The organism is Pseudoalteromonas sp. PSi26, assembly GCF_054960575.1.
This window is the reverse complement of sequence record NZ_JBHNYT010000013.1, coordinates 89,940-114,965: the sequence shown is the minus strand read 5'-3', so window position 1 is coordinate 114,965 and position 25,026 is coordinate 89,940. Positions and strand designations below refer to the sequence as shown.

The following is a 25,026-nucleotide window of genomic DNA, read 5'->3' as shown; positions in this document are numbered from 1 at the left end:
CTGAGGATAACGCGAAGGATTATTACTAATATCAACGAGGTACTTACAAATAAACTGGGTTTTCATCAACCCGATGCCGATCAGGATAACAGCATGTTTGATAATACACCAAGCTTTATTGTTATTTTATTTTTTAGCCTTAGAAAGAATTAAATTAAAAAGCCGTGTTTAACATGGTGTATATTGAACTTAAAATTTACGGCTTAAACCTTTTTATTCAGTTAGTTAAAGAATATAAAGCCCAGTATTAATAACGCTATCCACACAGTTTCAGCCACAATTAAAATAATGGGTTTTATGCCCACTTCGGTAAGCTTTCCCAAGTTAGTTTTCATGCCAATGGCGGCAATAGCTGTAATTAAAAAGAACTTTGACAGTTCATTAGCGCTTTCGAGTAATACGCTTGGCAGCGAAAAACAGCTGTTAATTACCATTAAAATAACAAAACCAATTAAAAAGCCAGGTACCTTAGGTAAGTCGCTTCTATTGCTTTGATTGGATCGATTAATTATAACCATCATTATAAGTACAACAGGCAGTAACATAGCAACACGCACAAGTTTAGTGAGTGTGGCAATGTCGCCGGTTTCTGGCGATACCGAATAGCCCGCGCCCACCACTTGGGCTACATCATGTATGGTACCACCTAAAAAGACCCCTGCGTTATGGGCATCAAATTCTAGGTAATTAACAATGATTGGATAGAGAATCATAGCTATGGTCGACATAGCTGTTACGCCAATAACAGTAAGTAACGTATCGCGCTCTTTGTGTTCGCTGTTGGGCATAATCGACGAAATAGCCAATGCAGCCGATGCCCCGCAAATAGCCACAGACCCGCCAGTTAGAGCTCCAAAGCGTTTTTGTAAGCCAAATACGCGCGCAAGTATTACCCCTAAAATAATGGTGGTGAATATAGCACCAGCAAGCATGAGTGCAGTTTGCCAGCCCAGTGTAATTAAGTCGCCTAAAGCAATACGTGTACCCAAAAATACAATGCCGACTCGCAAAATAGTGGAGCCGGTAAAGTCGATCCCTTTTGCGCAAGGGCTGTCACTTTGATACAAAAACGATACAGCCATACCTAACAATAAAGCAAACAACATAGCGGGTGCGCCGTAATGTTCACTTAAAAATAAGGCTGCAAGCCCCGTCATAGCTGCAATACTTGCACCTTGCCAAAGTGGCGATACATACGCTTTTAATGCATTACTTACTCGCTGCATTAGGCGTTAGCTGCGGTTAATGCAACAAGTACTTGGCGCTTTCGCTCGCCAGTAAATGGGCGGCGGCCATGCATAGCCATTTCGTTATCAACCAGTGCTACATCGCCATCTTGCCACGCTAAATCAAAGGTAAACTCTTTTGAAAGCTCGACAATTTTATCAAGCCCCGCTTTAGGAATAGCACTGCCATCGCCAAAAGTGATTGCAACCGATGGGTTTTCGCGCACGCCCTTCCAACCCATGTAAGCGGCAATAAGTTGGTTATAAAAAACCTGTACGCCGTTTTCAAGGGTAACTACCGCAGGTAATATTGGGGTAATTGCTTTTAAAGAGCCATCTTCTAGCCACTCCCACTCGTAGCCTAACTCGGTTAGTTTACTGTGCGCTTCTTCTTTGGTTTCAACACTTAGGGTGCTTTTCCAGCTGCGGCCTTGGCCCGATGTTGCATCGTCGGCTGCAGGCATATAAGTGGTGTACTTTAAGCCTTTTTGCTCAAAATCATCGGCTAATTGGCTATCAAATTGCTTTAATGCGCTAAATAACTTATCTGAGCGGCAAAGCGGTGTTGCGCCGCCTTCTTCAGCTGCCGATTTACAAAAAAAGAACAGCTTACTTGGTGAAATAGGTGTTTGCGCCATTTCGTGATGAAGGTAAATCTCGACATCTTTGGGCGCTTCGTTAGCGGTAAATACACGCTCGGTAAAATTAATACGTACCGCGTTAGATAGTGACTCTTGGTAAGTAAAATTATCGTAATCAAACCCTGCTGAAAACGTATCAAAGGTTTCAGCACTATTAATCGGAAAACCACGAAACAATACAGCACCAGAGCTACGCAGTTTAGTTTCTAGTTCAGGTTTATTTGCTCGAATGAAAGCCACCGCCTCTTCAACGGTGCTGGCGTTATTATTATTAACCACAATGCACGGAAAAACCGAGTCATCAAAGGTTAATTGAGTAGGCACTGCGGCGTAGTTAAGTTCGGTAGCTGACATTGTAATTTCCTAATCGTAAATAGGGTGAAAACGGTTAAACGCAGCTTCACAAAAATGACCTGGGTCGTTAAAGCGGCGGTTAATATTAAGTGCAGAAATATCGGCCATTTCTTGCTCATTGAGTTCAAAATCAAACAGCGATAGATTTTCTGTCATGCGTTCAAGTTTTGATGTTTTAGGGATGATGGCTGTTCCGCGTTGCACGCCCCAGCGCAGCACAACTTGTGCTGGTGTTTTACCATGGCTTTGCGCCGCAGCTTTCACTACGCTTTGCTCAAGCACAGACTCTGTTTGATCGGCCATTTCAAGCTCTAGGTACGAAAGCGCGCCCAGTGGAGAAAATGCAGTAACCGGAATGTCGTATTGTTTTGCTAACCTTATGAGGCGCTCTTGCGTTAAATAAGGGTGCGATTCAATTTGCAGCATAGCTGGTTTAACGGTGGCGTAGGTCATTAAATCGTGGAGTAATGCGCTTGAGTAATTACACACACCAATGCGTTTTGCTTTGTTGTTATGTACTTGCTCTTCCATTGCTTGCCACGTTAAATGTAGGGGTACTTTTGCCAACTCCATGTGTGGGTTTTGGGCATTTGGGTCTACAAACCACTCTGGCGGATAGCGTGTCTCGATTGGTACAAAGGTTTGCGCAATCGGAAAGTGAATTAAGTATAGGTCGAGGTAGTCGAGCTTTAAATCGCTGAGTGTTTTATCAATCGCAAGCTCTACATGCTCGGGCGCATGAAAGGTATTCCAAAGTTTTGACGTTATCCATAGCTCTTCTCGGGTGCACAGGCCGTCGTTAATTGCTTGGGCTATGCCATCGCCAACCTGTTCTTCATTACCGTAGTCTGCGGCACAATCAAGATGGCGGTAACCCGCTTTAATGGCTTGATACACCGTTTGCGCGCAATCTTCTTGTGCTACTTTCCATAAACCGAACCCGACTGGTGGGATGTTATTTAATGAACTCATTGGAAATTCCTGTTAAAATTGCATAATGACTTTGGTCTTGTATAAGACATAAGTTATTATACGAATCTAACAGTGTCAACACTGTGCTTAGTGCTATGCGCTAAAACAGCGGATTAAAAAAGCTGCAGGTAGCAAAAAGGCAGCGATTGCTGCCTTTAAAAAATATTTAATAGGTGTGCGCTAATATGAATAATTAGCGGTTAAATGCGGTGAATTAATCAAGCTCAATTTGGTAGTGGTAATCATCGCTTCGGCACTTGCTTTGGCGATATTCAATACGTTTACCTTCAATCGATTCTGTAATACGCGACACTAATAACAGTGGATCGCCAGTTTTAATTGCAAGCATTTTTGCATCAGTTTCGTCGGCTAATACCGCTTTTATGCTGTCTTGGGTTTTATGTACGGTTTGATTAAATTTGGTTTGGTAGTAATGGTACAATGTATGCGGAATATCTTTACTTTGATGTATATCAGGAAAGTAGCTTTGTGGGAGGTATATAGTTTCGCTCATACAAAATTCATTATCAAGAATACGCCTACGCACAAGCTTAGTGACTTTGTCTTTTTTATTAAGTTGCAGGGCTTCAATCACATCGAGTGGTGCAGGGCAAAGCTCAACCGATAACAGCTCTGCCTTTGGTAAATCTGCACCTTTACCGTCGGCTTGTAGTGGGAAAAACCTAAAAAGTGCGTCTTGCGCGGTATGCTCAGATACAAACGTACCTACACCTTGTCGGCGGGTTACTATTTTATCGTCGGTTAGTAAGTTGAGCGCTTTACGAACAGTGCCTTGGCTTACATTAAATTCTTCAGCAAGGCGAAACTCGCTAGGTAGCGCTTCGCCAGGTACCCAGCGTCTTTCAACAATGAGCTGTTTAATATAATCAGCCACTTGTAAGTAAAGTGGTTGAAAAGCCAAGCTTGGGCCACTTAATTTGTGATCAAACATAGAGTTACTCATTGTTATTTACCGTTAAATTTAATCCACCTGTAGTTATAACATAGGTGGTACTTTTTGCGCACTTTTGCGTGCTATCAGTTAATTGTGAGCTATTGTATTACAGCTTGTTTTTACATTATGCCTAAAAACAAATCGTTACACTACAATAGCGCACCCCAAGGAAATTTAAAGTGTTCAGTATTTCATTCGAACTTATATTAGTTATGGCGCTTTGCTTAAGTGCAGCCACACTATTGCAAACACTCAGTGGGTTTGGTTTTGGGCTTTTAGTGGTAGCCAGTTTTACGCTATTAGATGTATTGCCATTAACGGCAACCACGTTTTTAGTCAGTTTGTTAGGGCTTGTTAACTCAACCACTGTGGTGGTTAAAAACCGCAATGCAGTAAAAATCCCCGCGCTAAAACTCATGCTGTATACAGGTATTCCGCTAATGTTGCTAGGGTTTGTTTTACTTGAATATATGTCGGCGCACTTAACTCAATTTTTAAATTTTATATTGGGCATTAGCATTTTATTGTGCTGCGCTTTAATGCTAGTAAAACGAAAGCAAACCGACAGGCAAAGTCGTCCTCGCTCCTTTTTAATTGCAGGCGGGGTAAGTGGTTTACTGGGCGGGTTGTTTTCAACGTCGGGACCACCGCTGGTATTTCAGTGCTACAAACAAGCTTGGTCTATTGAGGCAATTCGTAGTACGTTACTTGCAGTGTTTACCATTGGTGGCATAGTACGAGTGGGCATTGCTTTATTTGGCACCTTGCCTGATCTCGATATTATGTTTTTAATTGCAGCTGCAATTCCTTTAGTATTACTTGTGACTCATTTTTCAAGACGCTTAACCCCATACGTAGATGCAAAATGGATACGCATTATTGCCATCACGCTACTGGGTGTAAGTGGTATATCGCTGGTGGTTACCTCGGCGCCCACCCTAGTTTAAAGCGAGTGCTGTTAATTAATTAAAGTTAAGTTTATTTACATTGACATAGGGATCACAATTATTTAACTTGTGTCTTATACAAGACTATAGTTGGTAAGGAACTCCCATGAATGCATTTGAATTACGTGAGCCAGACTGGAACGCAATAGAACCAGCACGCTTAACTGCAGAGCCTAAACTACAAGGCCATGTGCTAGTTTTACCAACTCAATTTGGCGAGGTCAGCGTTACCATAAGCCAGTTTGGTTTACGTTTAAATGCAGGCATAACGCAAGACCACGCGTTTAATATATTAACCACCACCCCTTCAAACTTACCGCTATCACTTAATAAATTAGACCAAGGCTTTGAAGCCACAGCTGGTGAGTACCGCTTAGAATTTTATAGCGACCCTTTTTACTTTAAGCTTTATAAAAACGATAAATTAGTACAGCAATCAGCAACCGATGGCCACTTTGTGCGCCAGCATCGATTACCACCATTGGCTAAAACCGATAACGGCTGGATTTTAAGCCTAGAGCTTAATTACGACGAAGCCGTATACGGCCTTGGCGAAAAGTGGGGCAAGCTTGATAAACGCGGCCAACTTATTCGCTCATACAATCACGATGCACTGGGCGTAAATGCCGAAAAATCATATAAAAATACGCCATACGCTTGGAGTCCAGAGGGCTGGAACTTATTTGTACACACGCCGGCGCCAGTTACACATGGGGTAGGTTACGCGCTTTGGTCGCAACGTGCTTACGTGTGTTTAGTAGAAGACGACGCGCTCGATGCCTTTTTATACCAAGAGCAAACGCCTGCACAAAGTATTAATCGCTACTGCGAGCTAACTGGTTTTGCACCGGTACCACCGCAGTGGAGCTTTGGCGTTATTTTATCAAAAGCGTACTACAAAAATGCTGATGAGCTATTAAGTGTTGCCCGCGAAGTACGTGCTAAAAATATGCCGTGTGATGTAATTACCCTTGATGGCCGAGCATGGCAAGACACCGACACCCGCTTTGCTTTTGAATGGGACCCAACACGTTACGCCGACCCAAAACCTGTGCTTGATGAACTAAAAGCCATGGATTTTAAAATTTGTGTGTGGGAATACCCGATGATCTCGGTAAACAACCCATTATTTGCTAAAGCGGCCGAGAACGGCTGGCTAATAAAAGATAAACGCACAGGTAAAGCGTATCAATACGATTGGGACTTAAGCCCCTTTGGCGAAGTACTTACGCCATTACCTGAGTCGGGTATTTTAGATTTTACTCACCCCGACGCTTACCAATACTGGCTAGAATCGCACAAGCCGCTGTTTGAGCTTGGCGTAGATATGATAAAAGCAGACTTTGGCGAACAGCTAGAAGACGAAAACATGGTATCGCATAGTGGCGACAGCGGCATAAGATTACACAACGTTTACAGCATGTTGTATAACCGCTGCGTTTATGAAGCAGCAGAAAAGTACTGTAAAACAGGGCCATTTTTGTTTAGCCGATCTGCATGGACGGGTAGCCAACGATTCCCTGCACAATGGGGCGGCGACCCGCAAGCCGATTGGCAAGGTTTAGCAGCGAGCATTCGCGGTAGCTTAGCGTGGGGCATGTCGGGCGGGCCATTTTTTGCAACCGACATTGGCGGTTTTTACAAAGACACCCGTGATGCAGAGCTTTATGTACGCTGGGCGCAAGCGTCGGTATTTAGTGCGCATATGCGCTTACATGGTATTGGCCCACGCGAACCCTGGTCATACACCGAGCAAGCAAGTGACGCCGTATTTGCAGCGCTTAAATTACGCTATCAGTTAATTCCGTACTTACAAGCGTGTGCAGAGCAAGCGCAGCAAACAGGGCTGCCTATTCAGCGTGCCATGGCACTGGCATTTCCTGATGAGGTATTGGCACATCGTTTTGATCAGCAATTTATGTGCGGCGAAAAGCTCCTTGTTGTGCCATGTGTGGTACCTAGCGGTAAAGTTAAATTTTACTTACCGCAAGGGGAATGGTTGAGCTTTCCTGATGGACAAACTTACGAGGGCGGTAAGTATTACGAAGAAACACTTGAGCTTACACAAATGGCCGTATTTGTTCGTAAAGGCGATACGCTCATGCTCGGCCCAGAGGTTCAACACACAGAGCAAGACATGAGCCAGCTAACAGCTTGGCCAAAATAAAACTCGGTAAATAGCAAACACACACAACACACGTAACACACGTAACACACACAATAATAAAGATATTAGCTTACTTTTTACCGAGTAAAGTAAGCTAAAAGGGGCGCAAGATGGAAGGTATGAACATTACCATGACACTGCTATCGTGCTTGGCGTTTATGGCGCTGGTGGGATATATCTCGTACCAAAAAACCAAAGGGGAAGTTAACACCCAAGACGGTTACTTTTTAGCGGGCCGTGGTTTAACAGGTACATTTATAGCAGGGTCGATGATCCTCACTAATTTATCGGCCGAGCAACTTATTGGCCTTAATGGCTCTGCGTATGGTTACAACCTTAGTTCAATGGCATGGGAAGTGACCGCAGGTATTTCTACCATTATTATGGCGCTGATCTTTTTACCGCGCTATCTAGCTGGGGCATTTTCTACCTTACCCGAGTTTTTACGAGATCGTTTTGACGATACCGTACGCCGCATGACGGTGATCTTATTCATGGTCGGATACTGCTTTATTACTATTCCTTCGGTTTTGTACTCAGGATCAATCGCCGTGCTTAGGCTATTTGATGTACCCGCCTTATTAGACATGAGTTATCAAGCAAGCCTTATTGTTACCATTATTATTGTTGGCTCCGTTGGCGCTATATACGCGGTATTTGGCGGTTTAAAGGCGGTTGCCGTATCCGATACTATTAACGGTGTTGGGTTACTTATTATTGGTATTTTAGTGCCAACGCTTGGGCTTATTGCGCTTGGCGATGGCAGCTTTGCTGATGGTTTAAGTACTTTAGTAAATACCGATACCGAAAAGCTTAATGCTATTGGTAGCGAGGATGATCCCGTGCCATTTGGCACTATTTTTACCGGCATGATCCTCGCTAATTTATTTTATTGGGGTACAAATCAGTACGTGATCCAGCGCACATTAGGTGCTAAAAACTTAGTTGAAGGGCAAAAAGGGGTGTTGTTTTCAGGGTACTTTAAAGTACTAGTACCCTTTATGATGATGATCCCTGGGGTTATTGCGTACCATCTTTATAAGCATGAAAGCCTACAAACTATTGATTTAGCCTACCCACACTTAGTGAAAGATGTACTTCCTCAGTACTTATCAGGGTTCTTTTTAGCCGTATTATTAGGGGCGGTATTTAGCTCGTTTAATTCATTACTAAATAGCGCCGCAACGCTGTTTTGTTTAGATGTTTATAAACCCATGAAAAAAGACAAAGTAAGCGACGAAAAGCTCATTAAAGTGGCCAAAATAACCAGTATTGTTATTGCTGTTTTGTCGTTTATAACCGCGCCATTACTCATGTTTGCACCCGAAGGCTTATGGCACATTATTCGTGTATTTACCGGTTTTTATAACATTCCGGTCATCACAATTGTGTTAGTGGGTTTATTTACTCGTAAAGTGCCTGCATTGGGCGCTAAAGTGGCGATTATTTTTCATGTTATTGCCTACACGCTACTTAAATTTGTGTGGGATGTTGATATTAACTTTATCCATATTTACGCCATTTTATTCTTTATTGAATTGGCAATAATGCTAGGAATTGGTTACTACAAGCCACTTGCAAAACCGTGGCAATTTACCCGCAAAGCCGAAGTAAGCTTAAGCCCTTGGAAATACGCACTACCGTGCGCCATTGTATTGGTTAGCTTAATAGTGAGCTTATATATTGTATTTTCTCCTGTAGGCCTAGTTGGCGGTACCAGTGTTTATTTTGTGCCTAGCCTCATTACTGTTTGGACATTAGCTGCATTGTTTAGCTGGTGGAGCGTGCGTCGTTGGCATGTGCGATACGAAAACAGCCTCGCCCATATAGGTGTCACAAAGGCCGCATAAACACAGGTTATAACCACTATATGTGATTTTAAATCACATTTTATTCACATAATGTTTGCATTACGAAGTTTGATTGTTTAAATTTGTAGCTCTTATATAAGATATAAGAGCTAGTAAGGAAAATACTTAACACACACTGTCACCGTAATTTAGCAAACCACACAATTGCTAGCGCGGTACCACACAGCACACACGCACAATATGGAGAATGACATGAGAGCTAAAAAGTCTATCTTAAGCTTGGCTGTCTCGTTAGCAATGACAACTGGTTTAGCCGTTAGCGCACAAGTTAATGCAGCGCAAGAACAAGCAAATCAAACGCAAGCGGAACAAGAACAGCAAAATAATAAAAACGATTCATTTGAAAAAATAGTGGTGACATCGCAAAAGCGTACGCAAAGCTTAAACGAAGTGCCGGTTGCCGTATCGGTGCTAAATAGCGATCAAATTAATTCAGCGTTTGCTAATAATATGGAAGGTTTACAATCGCTTGTACCGTCTGTGAGCTTTAGAAAAGGCACCACAACCCGTAACTCGGCGCTCACCGTGCGTGGTATTGGAACTATTTCATTTAGTATTGCAGCTGAGCCTAGTGTAGCAACGGTTGTTGATGGCGTGGTACTTGGTCGCTCTGGTCAAGCTTTTGCAGACTTATACGATGTAGACCGTATTGAAGTATTACGCGGCCCTCAAGGCACATTATTTGGTAAAAATGCCTCTGCGGGTGTGGTAAACATTACAACAAAAGATCCGTCTTACGACACTACCGGCAGTATAGAAACCTCGTTTTATCAAGACAACGAATACCGTTTTAAAGGCGTTGTAAGTGGCGGCCTAAGCGACGACTTAGCAGCAAGCTTAACCGTATTTAAAGGTAAGTTTGATGGCTACATAGATAACGTATACAACAACGAAAAAGTAAACGGCTACGACCGTGAAGGTGCGCGTGCTGTATTTAAATACGAACCAACCGACGACCTAAACGTTAAATTTATTGCAGAATACTACAACGCCGATGACGATTGTTGTGCCGATTTAGAAGGCCTACCAAGTGGCCGTAATCCTGATTCAAAATCGGCGCCAAACAGTAACGGTATTGTTGATGGTGTTGCCGACATAGACCTAGATCAGCGTAAAGTTGACCACGACTATGAGTCGCGCACAATAGATAAACACAGCGCGTTTTCAGTACAAGTTGATAAAACCATTGGCGACCACACGTATACGTCAATTACTGCACAGCGCTCGTGGGATAACACCGAGTTTCGTGAAGGCGACTTTACTTCTATTGCTGGCGACAGCAATCAACCCGTATTTGGTGTGCCATTTCAATTACATGACATTGGCGAGCAACAATGGGATCAGTTTTCACAAGAGTTTCGTGTAACGTCTAACCTAAGTGGGCCATTTAACTACGTGGCTGGTTTATTTTACTGGAACATGGACTCACAACGTAACTTTACTCGCGATGCCAGTTGCCAAAATAACGCAGGCCAGTTAGATAGCGCCATGGCGTTTTACGCGCAAAATAACTTGTCGGGTGCAGAGCTAGACGCAGCGCTTGCCGACTTAGATGGCTACGCACAGGGCTTAGGCGTTAGCTGTAATGCGAACGACATTGTGTCGGCTACTGCATACATGAGTACAGAGTTTAATAACTGGGCAGCCTTTGCAGACGGTACTTATGAGTTATCTGACGATTTAACCATGTTATTTGGCCTGCGTTATACCGATGACGAAGTATCGTACACGCACCGCCGTGTCAGCAACGATGTATATGGCCGTCGTGGTGTAGGTGTACGCCCTGCAACGTTAAATACTGACGAGCAGGGTAAAGCTGAAGAAACTAACGTATCGGGCCGTTTAGGTATGCAATACGATTTAGGCGATGGCCAAATGGTATACGGTACTTACTCGCAAGGTTACAAAGGGCCTGGCTTTAATATTTACTACAACTTTAACCCTGACAACGACGGCCGTGAAATAGCGCCGGAAGAGTCTGACGCGTTTGAACTTGGCTATAAGTATGCAAGCAGCGACTTTGTGTTTAACTTTGCAGTATTTAAAACCGAAATTGAAGGCTTCCAAGCAAACAACTTTGATTGTTCAGACGGCACCTGTATTACTCGCTTAACAAACGCAGGCGACGTAAGCACACAGGGTGCAGAAGTTGACTTTATGTGGGCCGCAACCGATGCGCTTACGCTAACCGGTGGTATTGCCTATATTAAAGCCGAAATTGATGAATTTAATTGTCCGCCAGAAGTGGCCGCAGGATCGTGTACTGACCGCTCAGGGCTAGATGTTCCATTTTCGCCAGACTTAAAGTACTCATTAAGCGCTGACTACTTTATTGAAACCGAACACGGCTTTAACGTGCACGTAAATGGCTCGTACATATACACTGACGAGCAATACTCTGACCTACCTAATAATGTAGGCGAGTTTAACCCAGCAGCCTTATTACCAGATTACGGTATTTTAAATGCAAGCGTAGGTTTATCGTTTAAAGACGATGCTTTTAGAGTATCGCTTATTGCTAAAAACCTAACAGACGAAAGTTATGCAACAACCTACAGTGGCGATAATTTCCGTTACCAAATACCGCGTGATGCAGAGCGCTACTTTGGGGTGTCGTTTAAGGCGCGCTTTTAATAGTTAAAAAATTTCCCCTTGTATAACAACAAGCGCAGCGTTAAACCGCTGCGCTTTTTTGTGTCTTATTTTTGTCAATCTTTGGTCACTTTTTCTTCATTAAAACGTCCTTTATTAGTCATATGTATTTCCTATAGTGCAGCGGTTACTTATTTGAGGTTTTAGCTTCAAGCAAAAATAACCACTACATAATGGGAATAATAAAGGATGAAAATTAAAAAAGTCGCTGCGGCGGTTGGGCTAACATTTATGTTAAGCGCTGCAAGTCATGCCAATGTATTACCACAAAGCCAAACAGACAATAACTGGTATACAAACGCACAAACTACGTTAGCTACTAAAAATACTCAGGCACAAAGTGCACAAGTTACAAAAGCAAAAAACGTAATTTTATTTGTGGGTGACGGCATGGGTATTTCTACCCTAACGGCAGCACGTATTTTAAAAGGCCAACGAGCAGGCAACCCAGGTGAAGAAGGCTATTTAAGCTTTGAAGAGTTCCCTTATTCTGCGCAAGTTAAAACGTATAACGTAGATGCGCAAACGCCGGATTCTGCAGGCACAATGACCGCAATGATCTCAGGTGTTAAAACCGATGTAGGCGTAATTGGTGTAGACGAAGACATTGAGCGCGGTGTGTGTTCAACGGTTGCAGGTAACGAGCTTTTAACGGCAACAGAACTGGCTGAAATTAAAGGCCTTGCAACAGGGGTTATTTCTACAGCGCGTATTACCCATGCAACGCCAGCGGCTACGTACGCAAAATCGGCAGACCGTAACTGGGAAGATATTTCAGATATGCCAGAAGGCTCAGAAGCCTGTGAAGATATTGCATCTCAACTAGTTAACTTTGAAAAAAACCTAGAAGCGCGCTTTTTAGGTACCGACGTAGACGGCCTTGATTTTGTAATGGGCGGCGGTCGTCGTCACTTTTTACCAAAAGATGCTGCAGCTAATTCAAGCGATGCGACAAGCGCCGTTGAAGGCGACCGCACCGATGAGCGTAACCTAGTTACCGAGTGGCAAGCACAATATCCAAATGCAACGTACGTTATGGACCAAGCTGGGTTTGATGCTATTGCCGATGACGCTACTAAAGTATTTGGTTTATTTAACGAATCGCACATGCAATACGAGGCTGACCGCGCAAACGACGTGGCAGGCGAGCCGTCACTTAGTGAAATGACCACAAAAGCGATTGAGGTATTGGGTAAAAACGAAAACGGCTTTTTCTTAACGGTTGAGTCGGGCCGTATTGACCATGCGCACCACGCAGGTAATGCTTACAACGCACTTAACGACACCATTGAATTCGCCAATGCAGTGCAAGCCGCAATCGATAGTACCAACCCAGAAGAAACCCTTATTTTAGTCACTGCCGATCACAGCCATGTATTTACTATTGCAGGCTACCCTAAGCGCGGTAACCCAATTTTAGGCCAAGTAGTGGCTGTAGGCCAAACAGCGCCAAGCCTTGCTGCCGATGACATGCCATACACCACAGTAGGTTATGCAAACGGACTCGGTTTTAGAGATCTAGGTGATGAAACAAACGCTGATGCAACCTACTTAAGCGGCCCAGTAGCTGGGCGCGTTGAGTTAAACGGTGTTGACACAACAACCCCAGGTTTTCACCAAGAAACAACCGTACCACTAGGTTCTGAAACGCATGCTGGTGAAGATATTTCATTGCATGCTAAAGGCCCTGGTGCACAACTTGCTCAAGGTGTTATTGAGCAAAACGTTGTATTTCATCTAATTAACCAAGCTCTTGAATTAACTCAGCAATAATGGCGGCGAACATGAAAAAATTAACAGTACTTTCTTTAGCAGTAATGGTCGCGCTAGCGGGTTGTTCAAGTGATGACGATAAAAGTGATAACAATATTATCGCAGTAGACAACGCCATAGCCGTGGGCTCAGCGCAATGTATTAATGGCGGTGTAGAAACCCAAGTGGGTGTAGATACAAACGAAAATGGCGAACTCGATAGCGACGAAGTTAACTCATCTAACCTAGTGTGTAATGCGCCAGCAACGTCGCTAACTACTGAGCAATTAGCTAACCTTACAGGTAATGCCTGGTATAGCGACGCACAAACAAAGTTATCAGCAACACAGCAAGCTAATAACGAGGCGGTTACAGAGTCGGGCAAGGCTAAAAATGTTATTTTATTTGTCGGCGACGGTATGGGTATTTCTACCGTTACGGCTGCACGTATTTTAGCGGGCCAGCTTGAAGGCGGTATGGGTGAAGACTATCAACTTAGCTTTGAAACCATGCCTTACTCAGGCTTTGTTAAAACGTACAACGTAGATGCACAAACACCTGATTCAGCAGGCACAATGACGGCGATGGTGTCAGGTGTTAAAACTGATGTTGGCGTAATCGGTGTAGACGAAGACATTGAGCGCGGTGTTTGTTCAACCGTTGCAGGTAATGAGCTGGTCACCTCGCTTGAGCTTGCCGAAATTGCAGGCAAAGCAACCGGCCTTATTTCAACGGCGCGCATTACCCATGCAACGCCAGCGGCAACGTATGCTAAATCGGCTGATCGTAACTGGGAAGATAACTCAGATATGCCAGCAGGTTCAGACGCATGTGAAGACATTGCATCGCAGCTTGTTAACTTTGAAGCTAACCTAGAAGCACGCTTTGCAGGTATTGATGTAGATGGTATTGACGTAGTAATGGGTGGCGGTCGTCGTCACTTTTTACCAAAAGATGCCGCGGCTAATTCAAGTGATGCAATCAGCGCAGTTGAAGGGGATCGTACCGATGGCCGTAACCTAGTCACCGAGTGGCAAGCTACTTACCCTAATGGCAACTACGTAATGGACCAAGCAGGGTTTGATGCAATTAGCGACGATGCTACAAAGGTGTTTGGTTTATTTAACGAATCGCACATGCAATACGAAGCCGACCGCGCAAATGATGTAGCGGGCGAGCCGTCGCTTTCACAAATGACCGAAAAAGCAATCAACGTGCTTAATAACAACGATAAGGGCTTTTTCTTATCGGTAGAAGCGGGTCGTATTGACCACGCGCACCATGCGGGTAATGCCTACAACGCGCTTAACGATACTATTGAATTTGCTAAAGCCGTTAAAGCCGCGATGGACAACACTAACCCAGAAGAAACCTTAATTGTGGTAACTGCCGATCACAGCCATGTATTTACTATTGCAGGCTACCCAAAACGTGGTAACCCAATATTAGGTAAAGTGGTTGCAGTAGGTCAAACCGAGCCAAGCCTTGCAGCCGACGACATGCCATATACTACAGTAGGTTACACCAATGGTTTAGGCTACAGAGACTTAGGCGATGAAACAAATGCCGACGCCTCTTACTTAGCTGCACCGGTAACTGGGCGTGTTGATTTAACCGATGTTGATACAACTTCAGCGGGCTTTCACCAAGAGGCACTTGTACCACTTGGCTCAGAAACTCACGCAGGTGAAGATGTTGGCGTATACGCAATGGGCCCAGGCGCTCACTTAGTGACAGGCACTAACGAGCAAAGCTTTTTATTCCATGTAATGGACTTTGCAGCAGACTTAGTAACTACCGCTGATGAAAAAGTAACGCCATAAGTAATTTAATACGTACGCTCAGCACATAAAGTACGTATTAAAAATGAGGTATTTAAAAACAACTCGTACGCTGTGCGAGTTGTTTTTTTATGTCATAAAAATGCCACTGTAAATGGGTATGGTAATGCCTATTACAGTGACGTTTAAATAAGAGATAATTTAATGAAACTAGCATTATTTTTAATGGCAACACTTGCCAGTACCAGCACCCTAGCGCAGCAATGTAATATTGATAGCGAGCATTTAAAAGCCGACTATAAAATTACCAATACTCATAAAAACGAGCAAAGCACGCAATCACTTACGCTTTGGCGAAACAACTCACAAGTTGCGCATCAGCGTGAGGTAATTACTGAGCTTTGGCAGCACTTAGCTAACAAGCAAATTCGCCCAATTCGTTATTTTAATGCTCAGCATCGCGGTATTGAGTATCAGCCATCTGAGGTACGCGGTGTACAAAGTTGGAGCGCTAAAAATCAGCTCGTGGATACGCATTTAATCGAAAAAATGACCCTAGTAAACACCCAAGGCAGCGGCTGCGATGAAGTAAAAAACTACACACTTTCTGAGGGCGACAACCAATTTAAACTCGCTTTATTTACCAAATCAAACTTGGTTAAAAGCTTTAGCGTAACCAATAAAAAAAGCCACACTCACACTGAGCTTAACCTAAATGATGTAAGCAGCAATAAAGCAGAAATAACCGCACAGTTTGCCAAGTGGGATCGCTTTCAAACCACCGACTACGCCGACATTGGCGATAACGAAAACGACCCGTTTTTAGCGAAAATGATCAACCTAGGTTTTATAGAGCACAGCGCAACGGGGTTTTACAACCAACAAGGTAAAGCGATTCAAGGTGGGCACCATCACTAGATTTTAGCGTTTTTAAACGTAGTAGCTCATAGCTGAAAGGATGATAGGCGGCTATGAGCTACAAGTAGGTATTTAAAAATAGATTAATTTAAGCCATTTCCGCCCAAGTAATACTGCAAACAGTTTCCCATTTTTATACAGCAGATCATCAAGGTAAAATTATTTATAGTTGGTATTAATATAAGTTCACACTATAGGGACGTTTCTTAAATCGTGATAATATGAGTGTGCTAAAAAGTAAAATCTAAATGAAAATGGAGTTTTAATGGCGTACTTAGAATACATTGAAGATCAACATCTTATTACATTCGTGAGTGAAGTTCTCACTAGCGGGTTCGCAAGTAAGCTGAATGCAGAAAAAAAGTTTCACAGAAACGTAATAGACCCTTTCACAACTTTATTTGATGCAGCGATATCGGGCTTCGATATAGTAACCTGGAAAGAAGCGGAAACTGTACGACAGTATCAAAAAACGTTATCAAACAGCATTGGTAATTTACACCAAAAGATCCTGGGGCATGTAAACGGTTGGGTCGATCTCGGCGTCGGTGGCGAAATTGATTTGAAAAATGATGATGATAAAATTATCGCTGAAATCAAAAATAAACATAACACACTTACGGGCGGTAAGCTTGCTGGTCAATATCAGAACCTAGTTGAAAAAATATCAAAGAAAGCAAGCGGCTATTATGGTTATACGGCTTACTTTGTAAATATTGTTCCAAAAAAACCGCAAAGAGCAGACGTACCATTTGCACCCTCGGATCCCAGCACTGGGATTAAAGTGCAATCCAGAAAGGACGTTCGTATCATCGATGGCGCCAGCTTCTATGCCCTAGTGACGGGAAGAGAAAATGCATTGCAAGAGTTATATGATGTATTGCCCGAGGTTATCGAGTATGTATTTGAACATGTTCTGGATAAAGGAAATTTAGCGATGAAAGATGTGGAAGAATTTAAAGAGTATTTCACACTAGCTTATAAATAACCATGTGTAATGTTTGACATGACTACTGTGTATATGTACACTAGTAACCATGATCAGGGTTTGGATATAATCATGGAAAACGAAGTATTTACCATTGCGCAGGTTGCAGACATATTGAGTGTCTCTAAAGAAACTCTCAGGCGTTGGGAAGGGTCGGGAAAGTTAGTCCCTACGCGCAATAAGGACAACAATTACAGGCTTTATAGCAAAGAACAGTTAAAACAGTTTGATGAAGCCAGGATGCTTTTCTCTACAAATTGGAATGAAGAGAGTAAAACTCGACCGATACGTTCTTTTAGCGCAATAGAGCTATTTGCTGGGGCGGGCGGGCTCGCTCTGGGGATGGAGAAAGCAGGACTTAAGTCGTTACTACTTAGCGAAATTGATAAACATGCTTGCGATACATTAGAAAAAAACCGTCCTGACTGGAACGTAGTCCGTGGAGATATCAGTGAAGTCGACTTTACACCTTACGAAGATAAGGTTGATATTGTGTCTGGAGGTTTTCCATGTCAGGCATTCTCTTATGCGGGTAAGAAGCTAGGCTTTGAAGACGCTCGTGGCACCTTATTCTTTGAATTTGCAAGAGCTGTAAAAGAAACAAACCCTAAGGTAATTGTTGCTGAGAATGTAAGAGGTCTCTTAAATCATGATGATGGTAAAACACTAAAAGCTATTAAAGGGATTATAGACGAAATCGGTTACGAGTTAGTTGAACCCAAGGTTCTAAAAGCTGTTTTTTATCGTGTTCCCCAAAAGCGCGAGCGGGTTCTACTTATAGCTATTCGGAAAGACTTAGCTAGTAGCGTAACATTTAAATGGCCTTCACCTTATAAGCGCATTATGACTATGAAAGATGCCCTTAAAGCGGGAGAGTTGTTCCACACTGACGTGCCTGAGTCAATAGGACAAAAGTACCCGGCTTCGAAAGCAGAAGTTCTAGCGCAAGTCCCGCCTGGAGGGTATTGGAGAGATTTGCCGATTGAAGTACAAAAAGAATATATGAAGAAAAGCTTTTACCTAGGGGGGGGGAAAACCGGAATGGCTAGACGTTTGAGTTGGGATGAACCTAGTCTGACACTGACGTGTTCACCGGCACAAAAGCAAACAGAGCGTTGTCATCCTGTTGAAACTAGACCCCTTACTGTACGTGAATATGCCCGTATTCAAACCTTTCCAGATAGTTGGATTTTCTCTGGGCCAATAACAGCGCAATATAAGCAAATTGGAAATGCTGTACCTGTTAATCTTGCAAGTGCGGTAGCTCGTTCAGTAGTGCAGATACTGAACCAAATTGAAACGGCTGAAGCGGAAAAGTAAAAGAAATGGCCAAGTTTAGCGTGTTATTTAATTATGTGGAGTTATGAAGGTGAATCTTTCAAGTTGAGTAACATAAAAAGTTAATTATTCAGAAGTATAGCCTCTTAGCGAGGCAATACCATTATCTCTAAAAACCCAAACTTAACCACCTGACACTACTCAATATGAGCATCATCAGGCTTTTTGGGTCTATCAGCTAGCTCTGTTAGGCCGTCTTCACAGTCGCCGCTATCGCAGGTATTTAAATCATTTTGTGCTTGCCTGTCTTGTTGTAATACTTGCTTTAAATCTTCCATTCGTTGGCGCACGGCTACGCCGTAGCTGGCATCGTCGCCCCACAGTTCAGCAAGTTGCACAACCGCAGCGCGATCGTGTTCTCTAAACAGCTTACCAGCACGCTCGGCGTCTTGTTTGTTGTTTCCAAGTAGTTCGAGTGCTTCTACGGCTAAATTAATAGCTGAGTCGACGGTTTCGCGGTTAAACGCATCTACTTTTAAATTAAGTAATTTGTATGCGTGGCGACGGTCTATTGCGCGGGCAACAATTTTTAATTGTGGGTAGTTTTTGTGGGCAAGCTCAATTATTTCAATGGTTTTGTCAGGGTCATCAATGGCAACAACCAGCATTTGTGCGGTATGAGCGCCTGCGGCTTCAAGGAGTTCTTGGCGGGCGGCGTCACCATAAAATACGGTATTACCAAAGCGGCGTAGTAATTCTATTTGGCTGGGGCTGTGATCGAGTACTGTTATTTCGTAGCCTTGTGCATGTAATAAACGCCCCATAATTTGTCCAAAACGTCCGTAGCCCGCAATAATAACGTGCTTAGCTGTGCTAATTTGCTCTGGCTTGTCGAACTCTGGCGCACTGGTATGGCTGCGCTTTTCGAGTTGTTCGTACACCATTAACAATAGCGGAGCCACTAACATTGATACAGCAACAACAAGGGTCACTAAGCCTGTTTGTGCTGGCGTTAAAATAGCCAGTGTTGTGGTTACGCTTAACAATACAAAAGCAAATTCGCCGCCTTGTGCAAGGGCTAATGCAAACAGTAATCGCTGTTTTTTACTAATATTAAAGGTGATGGCAAGGGCATATAAAATACAGGCTTTTACCACAATAAGTAACGCAACAAGTGCGATAACAGTTGAAAACTCATTAGCCAATAACTCAAAGTTGATAGAGGCGCCCACGGTTATAAAAAACAACCCCAAAAGTAGCCCTTTAAAAGGTTCTATATCGGCTTCGAGCTCGTGTCTAAATTCACTTTCGGCAAGGACTACACCCGCTAAAAATGTACCTAATGCAGGTGAAAGCCCAATACTTTGCATAACAAGGGCAATAGCCACCACTAAAAATAGCGCAAAAATAGTGAATATTTCACGCATGTGAGTTTTAGCTATGTACCTAAATAACGGGGCCGATACGTATTTACCACCGGCAATAATGGCAGCAATCACACCTATCGATACAGCAACTTGTTGCCATACTGGCCAGTTGGCAATAATAGAATGGCTGATTTCTTTAGAGCTACTTGGTGGAGCAAAGGCAAGTAATGGCAACAGCGCCAAAATTGGAATAATGGCAATGTCTTGAAATAATAACACCGAGAATGCATTTTGGCCGGCTTCGCGCTTTAGCCAGCCTTTTTCCTCAAGGCTTTGCAGCACAATGGCGGTTGACGACAACGCAAGCATTAAGCCAATAGCGAGGGCTGTTTGCCACTGCATGGTAAACACCCAATAACAAAATGCAAAAATAACGGCGGCAGTTAGCACTACTTGTAGGCCACCGAGCCCTAAAATAGAGTGGCGAAGTTTCCATAAGCGAGAGGGTTGTAGTTCAAGGCCAACTAAAAATAGCATCATTACTACACCAAATTCGGCGAAATGCATTACATCGGTTTGATCTCCCACCACCCCTAATGCGAAGGGGCCAATAAGTATGCCGGCAATTAAGTAACCCAGTACTGAGCCAAGACCAACTCGCTTGGCAATAGGAACTGCCACAATAGCCGCAGCTAAGTATATTAACGCTATTTCTAACACATGCTTACCTTATTAAAGTTTAGATAATTAGCATGGCTTAGGTACGTTTAAAATACAATGAGTTACTCAGTAAAATTACTTTAACTGAATGATAAAATTTATTGCAATGGGCTTAAATAAAGCACTTAAATGACCGAATTGCTGTTATTGTAACGTTTAAAACAAAGCTAAAAATTTTGCTACTAGGACGAGCTACATTTTATGATTTCGCTAAATAATGTGTTTTTTACACGCCAAGATGGTGGCTTGAAACGACAAATAATTAATGATTTATCGTTAACTATTTCACCTGCTGCGCACATTGCCTTACTCGGTGATAGTGGCTCGGGTAAAACAACATTATTAAATTTATTAGCCGGTTTACTGTCTCCAGATGCTGGAACTATTACGGTTAATGAGCAAAAAATTAGTGAATTGAGTGCTAATGAACTTGCTCTTTATCGGCGTAAAATAGGGATTATTTTTCAGCATTACCAATTACTCAGCCCGTTAAATGTGAGAGACAACATGTGCTTTCAAGCAAGGCTTAACGGGTTATCGCCGAGCGACGATGAAGTAAATACAATGGCTAAAAAACTGGGTTTAGAAGGCAAGCTTACAGCAATGCCTGAGCAGCTTTCAGGTGGGGAGCAGCAACGAGTAGGCATAGGTCGTGCGCTATTAAATAAGCCTAAGCTATTATTGGCCGATGAACCTACGGGCAACCTTGATGCCGCTCGCTCACTCGATATAGTTACGCTATTAAAAAGCTTGTGCGAAGAACAGCAAATAATACTAATTATGGTCACTCATAGTCAGCGATTGGCCGACCAATTTGCTACGCAATTGTTTTTAAAAGATGGCCAAATTAATGGCTGAACTTAAACTTATTTTAATAACGTATATGCAGTTTTATCGCCGCCATGTAGGGCTGTTATTACTGTTTTTTATTGGTTTTAGTTTAGGCGCGGCGCTACTTACTGCAATACAGGGCTTAAACTTAGAGGCCGGTAAGCGCTATCAACAAACCACAGCACTAATTGCAAACCCAGTGACGCATTTTGTACGCCCTGTGCTAGGTGAAAACAGGTTGCCCAACAGTATGTGGTCGCGTATTAGGGCAGCTGGCTTTGTGCAGATTCAACCGGTTTTAGAAGGTGTAATTGAAACCGATAAGCAGCAAAAACTCGCGCTTAGGGGCGTCAATTTATTGCAGTGGCTTACACAAAATACCAGCGGCTCAGCATCAACAACCAACAATCGTTATTCTGGATTTGAACAGCTACTAAATACTGTTTATATAGACCCTAAATTAATGCAGCGGCTAAATTTAAAAAACAGCCGTATTAATATAAACATGGGCGATGCCACACGCACGTTAGCGGTAAGCGAGTTACAAGGTTTAGGCATGACCATGCTGGTGGATATTAGCCTTGCCGACAAATTACTGCGCGCAAATGGGGTAATTAGTTACTTTGAAGTAAGTGGCTTAAATAATAAACAAACAGCCCAATTAAACGTATTGTTAGGCGATCAAGCACGCCTTGAAGCTGCGCAAGAGCAGGCTTTTGACGCGCTCTCTGAGGCTTTTTTCTTTAATTTACAAGCGCTGGCTTTGTTAGGTTATGTGGTGGGTGCGTTTTTAAGTTTTAATGCAATTAAGCTGGCGTACAATGCGCGCGCTCACTTGCAGCAGCAAATGTGGGTGCTGGGTTGTCAAAGGTCAGTGTTAATTAAGGCGCTGGTTATTGAATTAACGGTGCTTAGTTTTTTTGCTGCGTTATTAGGTGCGTTATTAGGCGCGGCACTGGCAAACGCCTTAGTTATGGATGTATCGGCGACTCTTCGAGGGCTTTACCAACTAGATAGAAGCTTTGTAGTAAGCCTTAATAGCAGCATGGTTGCCAGTGGTTTTACACTTAATATTGTTGTTTTGTTGGGTTTTTTAGCCAGTCAATCGGCTCGATTAAGTACTTTTTTTGCGCGTATTAAATGGTTAATGTTTGCCTTAGCTATTTTTGCAGCCAGCTACTTAGCGTTAACAGCAAATACCAAAATAAGCGCCTTATTGCTGTGTGTTTGTGTGCTACTCCTCTTTTTTGTTATTACGCCACCAATAGTTAAAGCCGTTTTTAAACTGCCATGGCCAACACAAAACCCCATTATTCAGTGGTTAAAAGCAGACAGTCTAGTGCAGTTACCTGCATTACTAAGCTCAGTACTCGCTATTTTAATGGCGATGGGGGCCGCCGTAGGTATGCAAATTATGGTTGGCAGTTTTAGCGACACCTTAGATACACACCTTGAAAAACGGCTAAGCGCTGATTTATACGTAAGGCCCGATCAAAACATTCAAGCGTTAGGGGCTAAGTTGCGTGAACTCCCAGAGGTCGAAAAAGTAGGCGTATATTGGTCAGCTAACAGTGAGCTTAAAACACCTAAAAATACGATTGCTGTTGATGTTATGGCATTTGGTGCAACGGCCAGCTACAACCAACACCTTACTTTGTTAAACAATAAAGCACCTACATCTGCAGTATTTGAAAAGAACAAAAATGGGGTTGTGGGTTGCTTAGTGAACGAACCCGCCTTGCTGCAGTACTCGCTTAAAGTAGGTGATGTAATAACCCTAAAACAGCATATTAATACACTAACGTGTCAGGTACGCGCTGCCTATTTTGATTACGGCGAGCAAGGGTTAAATGTTGTTGTAACAACTAATGCATTATTGAATAGCTGCTTAAATTACACTGAGTATGGTTTATCGCTTTGGTTAAAGCCCAATAGTGACGTTGACGCCATAGCCGAATATATTCAAAAACAGCACCAATTAGATAGCCAACAAGTCATTGCTAATCAGCAGTTTAAACGCTTTGCAAAACAGCTATTTGGTAAAACTTTTTATGTTACTCAGGCGCTTAATATATTTATTATGCTGATTGCATTATTTGGCATGTGGGTAAGCTTTTTAACTTTAGGGCGCGGGCAATTACAGCCCATGGCGGTATTACAAACGCTGGGTGTCACACAACAGCAATTATTGGGAGCAAAAGTACTGCAAGCTGCACTTATTATTTTAACCACCTTGTTATTAGCTATACCATTGGGGCTTAGCCTTGGATGGGTACTATTAACTTACGTCATGCCAATTGCCTTTGGTTGGACCATGGCCATGACCGTTAATTGGCTACAGTTAGGTGGCTTTACGGTGCTTATGTTTATGTTAGCTTTATTTGTGAGCGCGTTACCGCTGATAAAATTAACGCGAAGCGCCGTTGCCGATAATGTTGCCAAGCTATAGGACTTACATGAATAGACTAAAAGCAGCTGTTACCTTTATTTTTATTGGCGCATTAAGCGCGTGCCAGCCCGAAGCAGAGCAAGTAAATCAAGATAAACCAATGCATAGCGGGTTTGCACAACAATTTGGTGAACCTGTAAACAAAAACCAAGGGCTGAGCTTTCCACGTGATCATGGGGCGCATCATCAACAAGGAATTGAATGGTGGTATGTAACTGCTAATTTAAAGGCAGATAATGGCGACACCTTTGGTGTGCAATGGACTTTATTTAGGCTCTCGGTCGATGAGCAAGCCACGGCAACTGATGCGTCGCCATGGTGGAATGGACAGCTTTACTTTGCTCACTTTGCAATACAAACCGATTCACAGCATCAAGCGTTCGAAAAATATGGCAGATCGGGACAAGTAAATATAACAGCGCAGCCATTTGAAGCTCGCCTAGATGATTGGCAGTTAGCAAGTAAGGATGCAACATTTTTACCGCTCAGTTTAAAGGCGCAGCAGGAAAATTACAGTGCTAACCTGGTGCTGGCTAATAGCCCACTTGTAAAACATGGCGAGCAAGGTTATAGCCAAAAAACCCACCAGGGGCATGCATCTTACTATTACAGCTATCCGTTTTTACACGCCCAAGGCGACATCACATTTGCGGGTAAAACTTTTAAAGTTACTGGAGATGCTTGGTTAGACAGAGAGTGGTCCTCGGCACTAATCGATCCTACCCAAAATGGATGGGACTGGTTTAGCATTCAGGCTGATGATAAAAAACAGGGTGGCTTGATGGCATTTTGTATTCGTAATGAGCAACAAAGTTATGATTATTGCAGTGCATCGCACATTACGCAAAGTGGACAAGTTCGCGCCATTGCAAATAACGACGTGACGTTACAAGTATTAAAAACATCTGAGCTTAAAGCCCAAGCGACGCAAGCAACGCCCAGTAGTAAAACCTACCCAGTTAAGTGGCACCTCAAGGTTAAAGGGTTTGAGCCAATTATAATTGAAGCGCGTAATCCCGATTCACGTAATCAATTGAGTATTCCCTACTGGGAGGGGCGAATTAAAACCCAAGGTGGTTTTAAAGGTAAAGGTTATGCAGAGTTAGTTGGCTATTAGTGAGTTATAAAGTGGTTTTCAAAAAATGCACTTAAACCAA

Annotated in this window: 17 protein-coding genes; 12 read left to right on the top strand and 5 right to left on the bottom strand. The window is 43.0% G+C overall.

Translation table 11 applies throughout. The annotated features are described in order from the left end of the window. Positions 1-221: 221 nt before the first annotated feature. The 4 genes from ACFI34_RS14460 to ACFI34_RS14445 all read right to left on the bottom strand — a co-directional run bounded on the left by ACFI34_RS14460 (position 222) and on the right by ACFI34_RS14445 (position 4,157). Positions 222-1,226 carry a YeiH family protein gene (locus ACFI34_RS14460; RefSeq protein WP_462673986.1) on the bottom strand — a complete coding sequence of 335 codons (1,005 nt, stop codon included), beginning with the start codon at positions 1,224-1,226 and terminating at the stop codon, positions 222-224. Next, positions 1,226-2,221, bottom strand: a complete 996-nt coding sequence (locus ACFI34_RS14455) for a TauD/TfdA family dioxygenase (protein ID WP_462673985.1) — start codon at positions 2,219-2,221, stop codon at positions 1,226-1,228. Before ACFI34_RS14455 ends, ACFI34_RS14460 begins: the two co-directional genes overlap by 1 nt. A 9-nt stretch (positions 2,222-2,230) precedes the next feature. Then, positions 2,231-3,193, bottom strand: a complete 963-nt coding sequence (locus tag ACFI34_RS14450; protein ID WP_462673984.1) for an aldo/keto reductase — start codon at positions 3,191-3,193, stop codon at positions 2,231-2,233. Positions 3,194-3,407: 214 nt separating this feature from the next. After that, positions 3,408-4,157 carry a GntR family transcriptional regulator gene (locus ACFI34_RS14445; RefSeq protein ID WP_462673983.1) on the bottom strand — a complete coding sequence of 250 codons (750 nt, stop codon included), beginning with the start codon at positions 4,155-4,157 and terminating at the stop codon, positions 3,408-3,410. Positions 4,158-4,327: 170 nt separating this feature from the next. Between ACFI34_RS14445 and ACFI34_RS14440 the strand changes: the two genes are divergently transcribed. From ACFI34_RS14440 to dcm, 9 genes are all read left to right on the top strand, one after another. Further along, positions 4,328-5,095 (top strand): sulfite exporter TauE/SafE family protein, encoded by a 768-nt coding sequence (locus tag ACFI34_RS14440; protein WP_462673982.1) that lies wholly within the window; start codon positions 4,328-4,330, stop codon positions 5,093-5,095. Between the two features lie 106 nt (positions 5,096-5,201). After that, on the top strand, positions 5,202-7,262 hold the full coding sequence (locus tag ACFI34_RS14435) for a glycoside hydrolase family 31 protein (protein ID WP_462673981.1): 2,061 nt from the start codon (positions 5,202-5,204) through the stop codon (positions 7,260-7,262). Between the two features lie 110 nt (positions 7,263-7,372). Continuing rightward, positions 7,373-9,112 carry a solute:sodium symporter family transporter gene (locus ACFI34_RS14430; protein WP_462673980.1) on the top strand — a complete coding sequence of 580 codons (1,740 nt, stop codon included), beginning with the start codon at positions 7,373-7,375 and terminating at the stop codon, positions 9,110-9,112. Positions 9,113-9,325: 213 nt separating this feature from the next. After that, entirely contained in the window at positions 9,326-11,767 is a 2,442-nt protein-coding gene (locus ACFI34_RS14425; protein ID WP_462673979.1) for a TonB-dependent receptor, read from the top strand. A 207-nt stretch (positions 11,768-11,974) separates the two neighbouring features. Further along, positions 11,975-13,558, top strand: a complete 1,584-nt coding sequence (locus ACFI34_RS14420) for an alkaline phosphatase (RefSeq protein WP_462673978.1) — start codon at positions 11,975-11,977, stop codon at positions 13,556-13,558. A gap of 11 nt (positions 13,559-13,569) precedes the next feature. Then, on the top strand, positions 13,570-15,360 hold the full coding sequence (locus ACFI34_RS14415) for an alkaline phosphatase (RefSeq protein ID WP_462673977.1): 1,791 nt from the start codon (positions 13,570-13,572) through the stop codon (positions 15,358-15,360). A 162-nt stretch (positions 15,361-15,522) separates the two neighbouring features. Further along, entirely contained in the window at positions 15,523-16,236 is a 714-nt protein-coding gene (locus ACFI34_RS14410) for a hypothetical protein (RefSeq protein ID WP_462673976.1), read from the top strand. Between the two features lie 265 nt (positions 16,237-16,501). Beyond that, positions 16,502-17,224 carry an Eco47II family restriction endonuclease gene (locus ACFI34_RS14405; protein WP_462673975.1) on the top strand — a complete coding sequence of 241 codons (723 nt, stop codon included), beginning with the start codon at positions 16,502-16,504 and terminating at the stop codon, positions 17,222-17,224. 72 nt (positions 17,225-17,296) lie between these two features. Continuing rightward, complete coding sequence (dcm, locus tag ACFI34_RS14400; RefSeq protein ID WP_462673974.1) at positions 17,297-18,544, top strand: DNA (cytosine-5-)-methyltransferase; 1,248 nt, start codon at positions 17,297-17,299, stop codon at positions 18,542-18,544. 155 nt (positions 18,545-18,699) lie between these two features. On the opposite strand, the gene ACFI34_RS14395 is transcribed toward dcm, so the two are convergent. Continuing rightward, the gene (locus ACFI34_RS14395) at positions 18,700-20,589 is read right to left on the bottom strand and encodes a monovalent cation:proton antiporter-2 (CPA2) family protein (RefSeq protein ID WP_462673973.1); all 1,890 of its coding nucleotides are present in this window, start codon (positions 20,587-20,589) and stop codon (positions 18,700-18,702) included. A 201-nt stretch (positions 20,590-20,790) separates the two neighbouring features. Between ACFI34_RS14395 and ACFI34_RS14390 the strand changes: the two genes are divergently transcribed. From ACFI34_RS14390 to ACFI34_RS14380, 3 genes are read left to right on the top strand one after another with little or no spacing between them, the layout of a single operon-like run. Then, positions 20,791-21,447 carry an ABC transporter ATP-binding protein gene (locus tag ACFI34_RS14390; protein WP_462673972.1) on the top strand — a complete coding sequence of 219 codons (657 nt, stop codon included), beginning with the start codon at positions 20,791-20,793 and terminating at the stop codon, positions 21,445-21,447. Continuing rightward, positions 21,440-23,869 carry an FtsX-like permease family protein gene (locus ACFI34_RS14385; RefSeq protein WP_462673971.1) on the top strand — a complete coding sequence of 810 codons (2,430 nt, stop codon included), beginning with the start codon at positions 21,440-21,442 and terminating at the stop codon, positions 23,867-23,869. Before ACFI34_RS14390 ends, ACFI34_RS14385 begins: the two co-directional genes overlap by 8 nt. A 7-nt stretch (positions 23,870-23,876) precedes the next feature. Continuing rightward, the gene (locus ACFI34_RS14380) at positions 23,877-24,986 is read left to right on the top strand and encodes a lipocalin-like domain-containing protein (RefSeq protein ID WP_462673970.1); all 1,110 of its coding nucleotides are present in this window, start codon (positions 23,877-23,879) and stop codon (positions 24,984-24,986) included. Positions 24,987-25,026 lie beyond the last annotated feature (40 nt).

Coding starts and splice junctions, on each gene's coding strand:
- ACFI34_RS14460 (WP_462673986.1), bottom strand. CDS start 1,226: ATGCAGCGAGTAAGTAATGCATTAAAAGCGTATGTATCGCCACTTTGG.
- ACFI34_RS14455 (WP_462673985.1), bottom strand. CDS start 2,221: ATGTCAGCTACCGAACTTAACTACGCCGCAGTGCCTACTCAATTAACC.
- ACFI34_RS14450 (WP_462673984.1), bottom strand. CDS start 3,193: ATGAGTTCATTAAATAACATCCCACCAGTCGGGTTCGGTTTATGGAAA.
- ACFI34_RS14445 (WP_462673983.1), bottom strand. CDS start 4,157: ATGAGTAACTCTATGTTTGATCACAAATTAAGTGGCCCAAGCTTGGCT.
- ACFI34_RS14435 (WP_462673981.1), top strand. CDS start 5,202: ATGAATGCATTTGAATTACGTGAGCCAGACTGGAACGCAATAGAACCA.
- ACFI34_RS14430 (WP_462673980.1), top strand. CDS start 7,373: ATGGAAGGTATGAACATTACCATGACACTGCTATCGTGCTTGGCGTTT.
- ACFI34_RS14425 (WP_462673979.1), top strand. CDS start 9,326: ATGAGAGCTAAAAAGTCTATCTTAAGCTTGGCTGTCTCGTTAGCAATG.
- ACFI34_RS14420 (WP_462673978.1), top strand. CDS start 11,975: ATGAAAATTAAAAAAGTCGCTGCGGCGGTTGGGCTAACATTTATGTTA.
- ACFI34_RS14415 (WP_462673977.1), top strand. CDS start 13,570: ATGAAAAAATTAACAGTACTTTCTTTAGCAGTAATGGTCGCGCTAGCG.
- ACFI34_RS14410 (WP_462673976.1), top strand. CDS start 15,523: ATGAAACTAGCATTATTTTTAATGGCAACACTTGCCAGTACCAGCACC.
- ACFI34_RS14405 (WP_462673975.1), top strand. CDS start 16,502: ATGGCGTACTTAGAATACATTGAAGATCAACATCTTATTACATTCGTG.
- dcm (WP_462673974.1), top strand. CDS start 17,297: ATGGAAAACGAAGTATTTACCATTGCGCAGGTTGCAGACATATTGAGT.
- ACFI34_RS14390 (WP_462673972.1), top strand. CDS start 20,791: ATGATTTCGCTAAATAATGTGTTTTTTACACGCCAAGATGGTGGCTTG.
- ACFI34_RS14385 (WP_462673971.1), top strand. CDS start 21,440: ATGGCTGAACTTAAACTTATTTTAATAACGTATATGCAGTTTTATCGC.
- ACFI34_RS14380 (WP_462673970.1), top strand. CDS start 23,877: ATGAATAGACTAAAAGCAGCTGTTACCTTTATTTTTATTGGCGCATTA.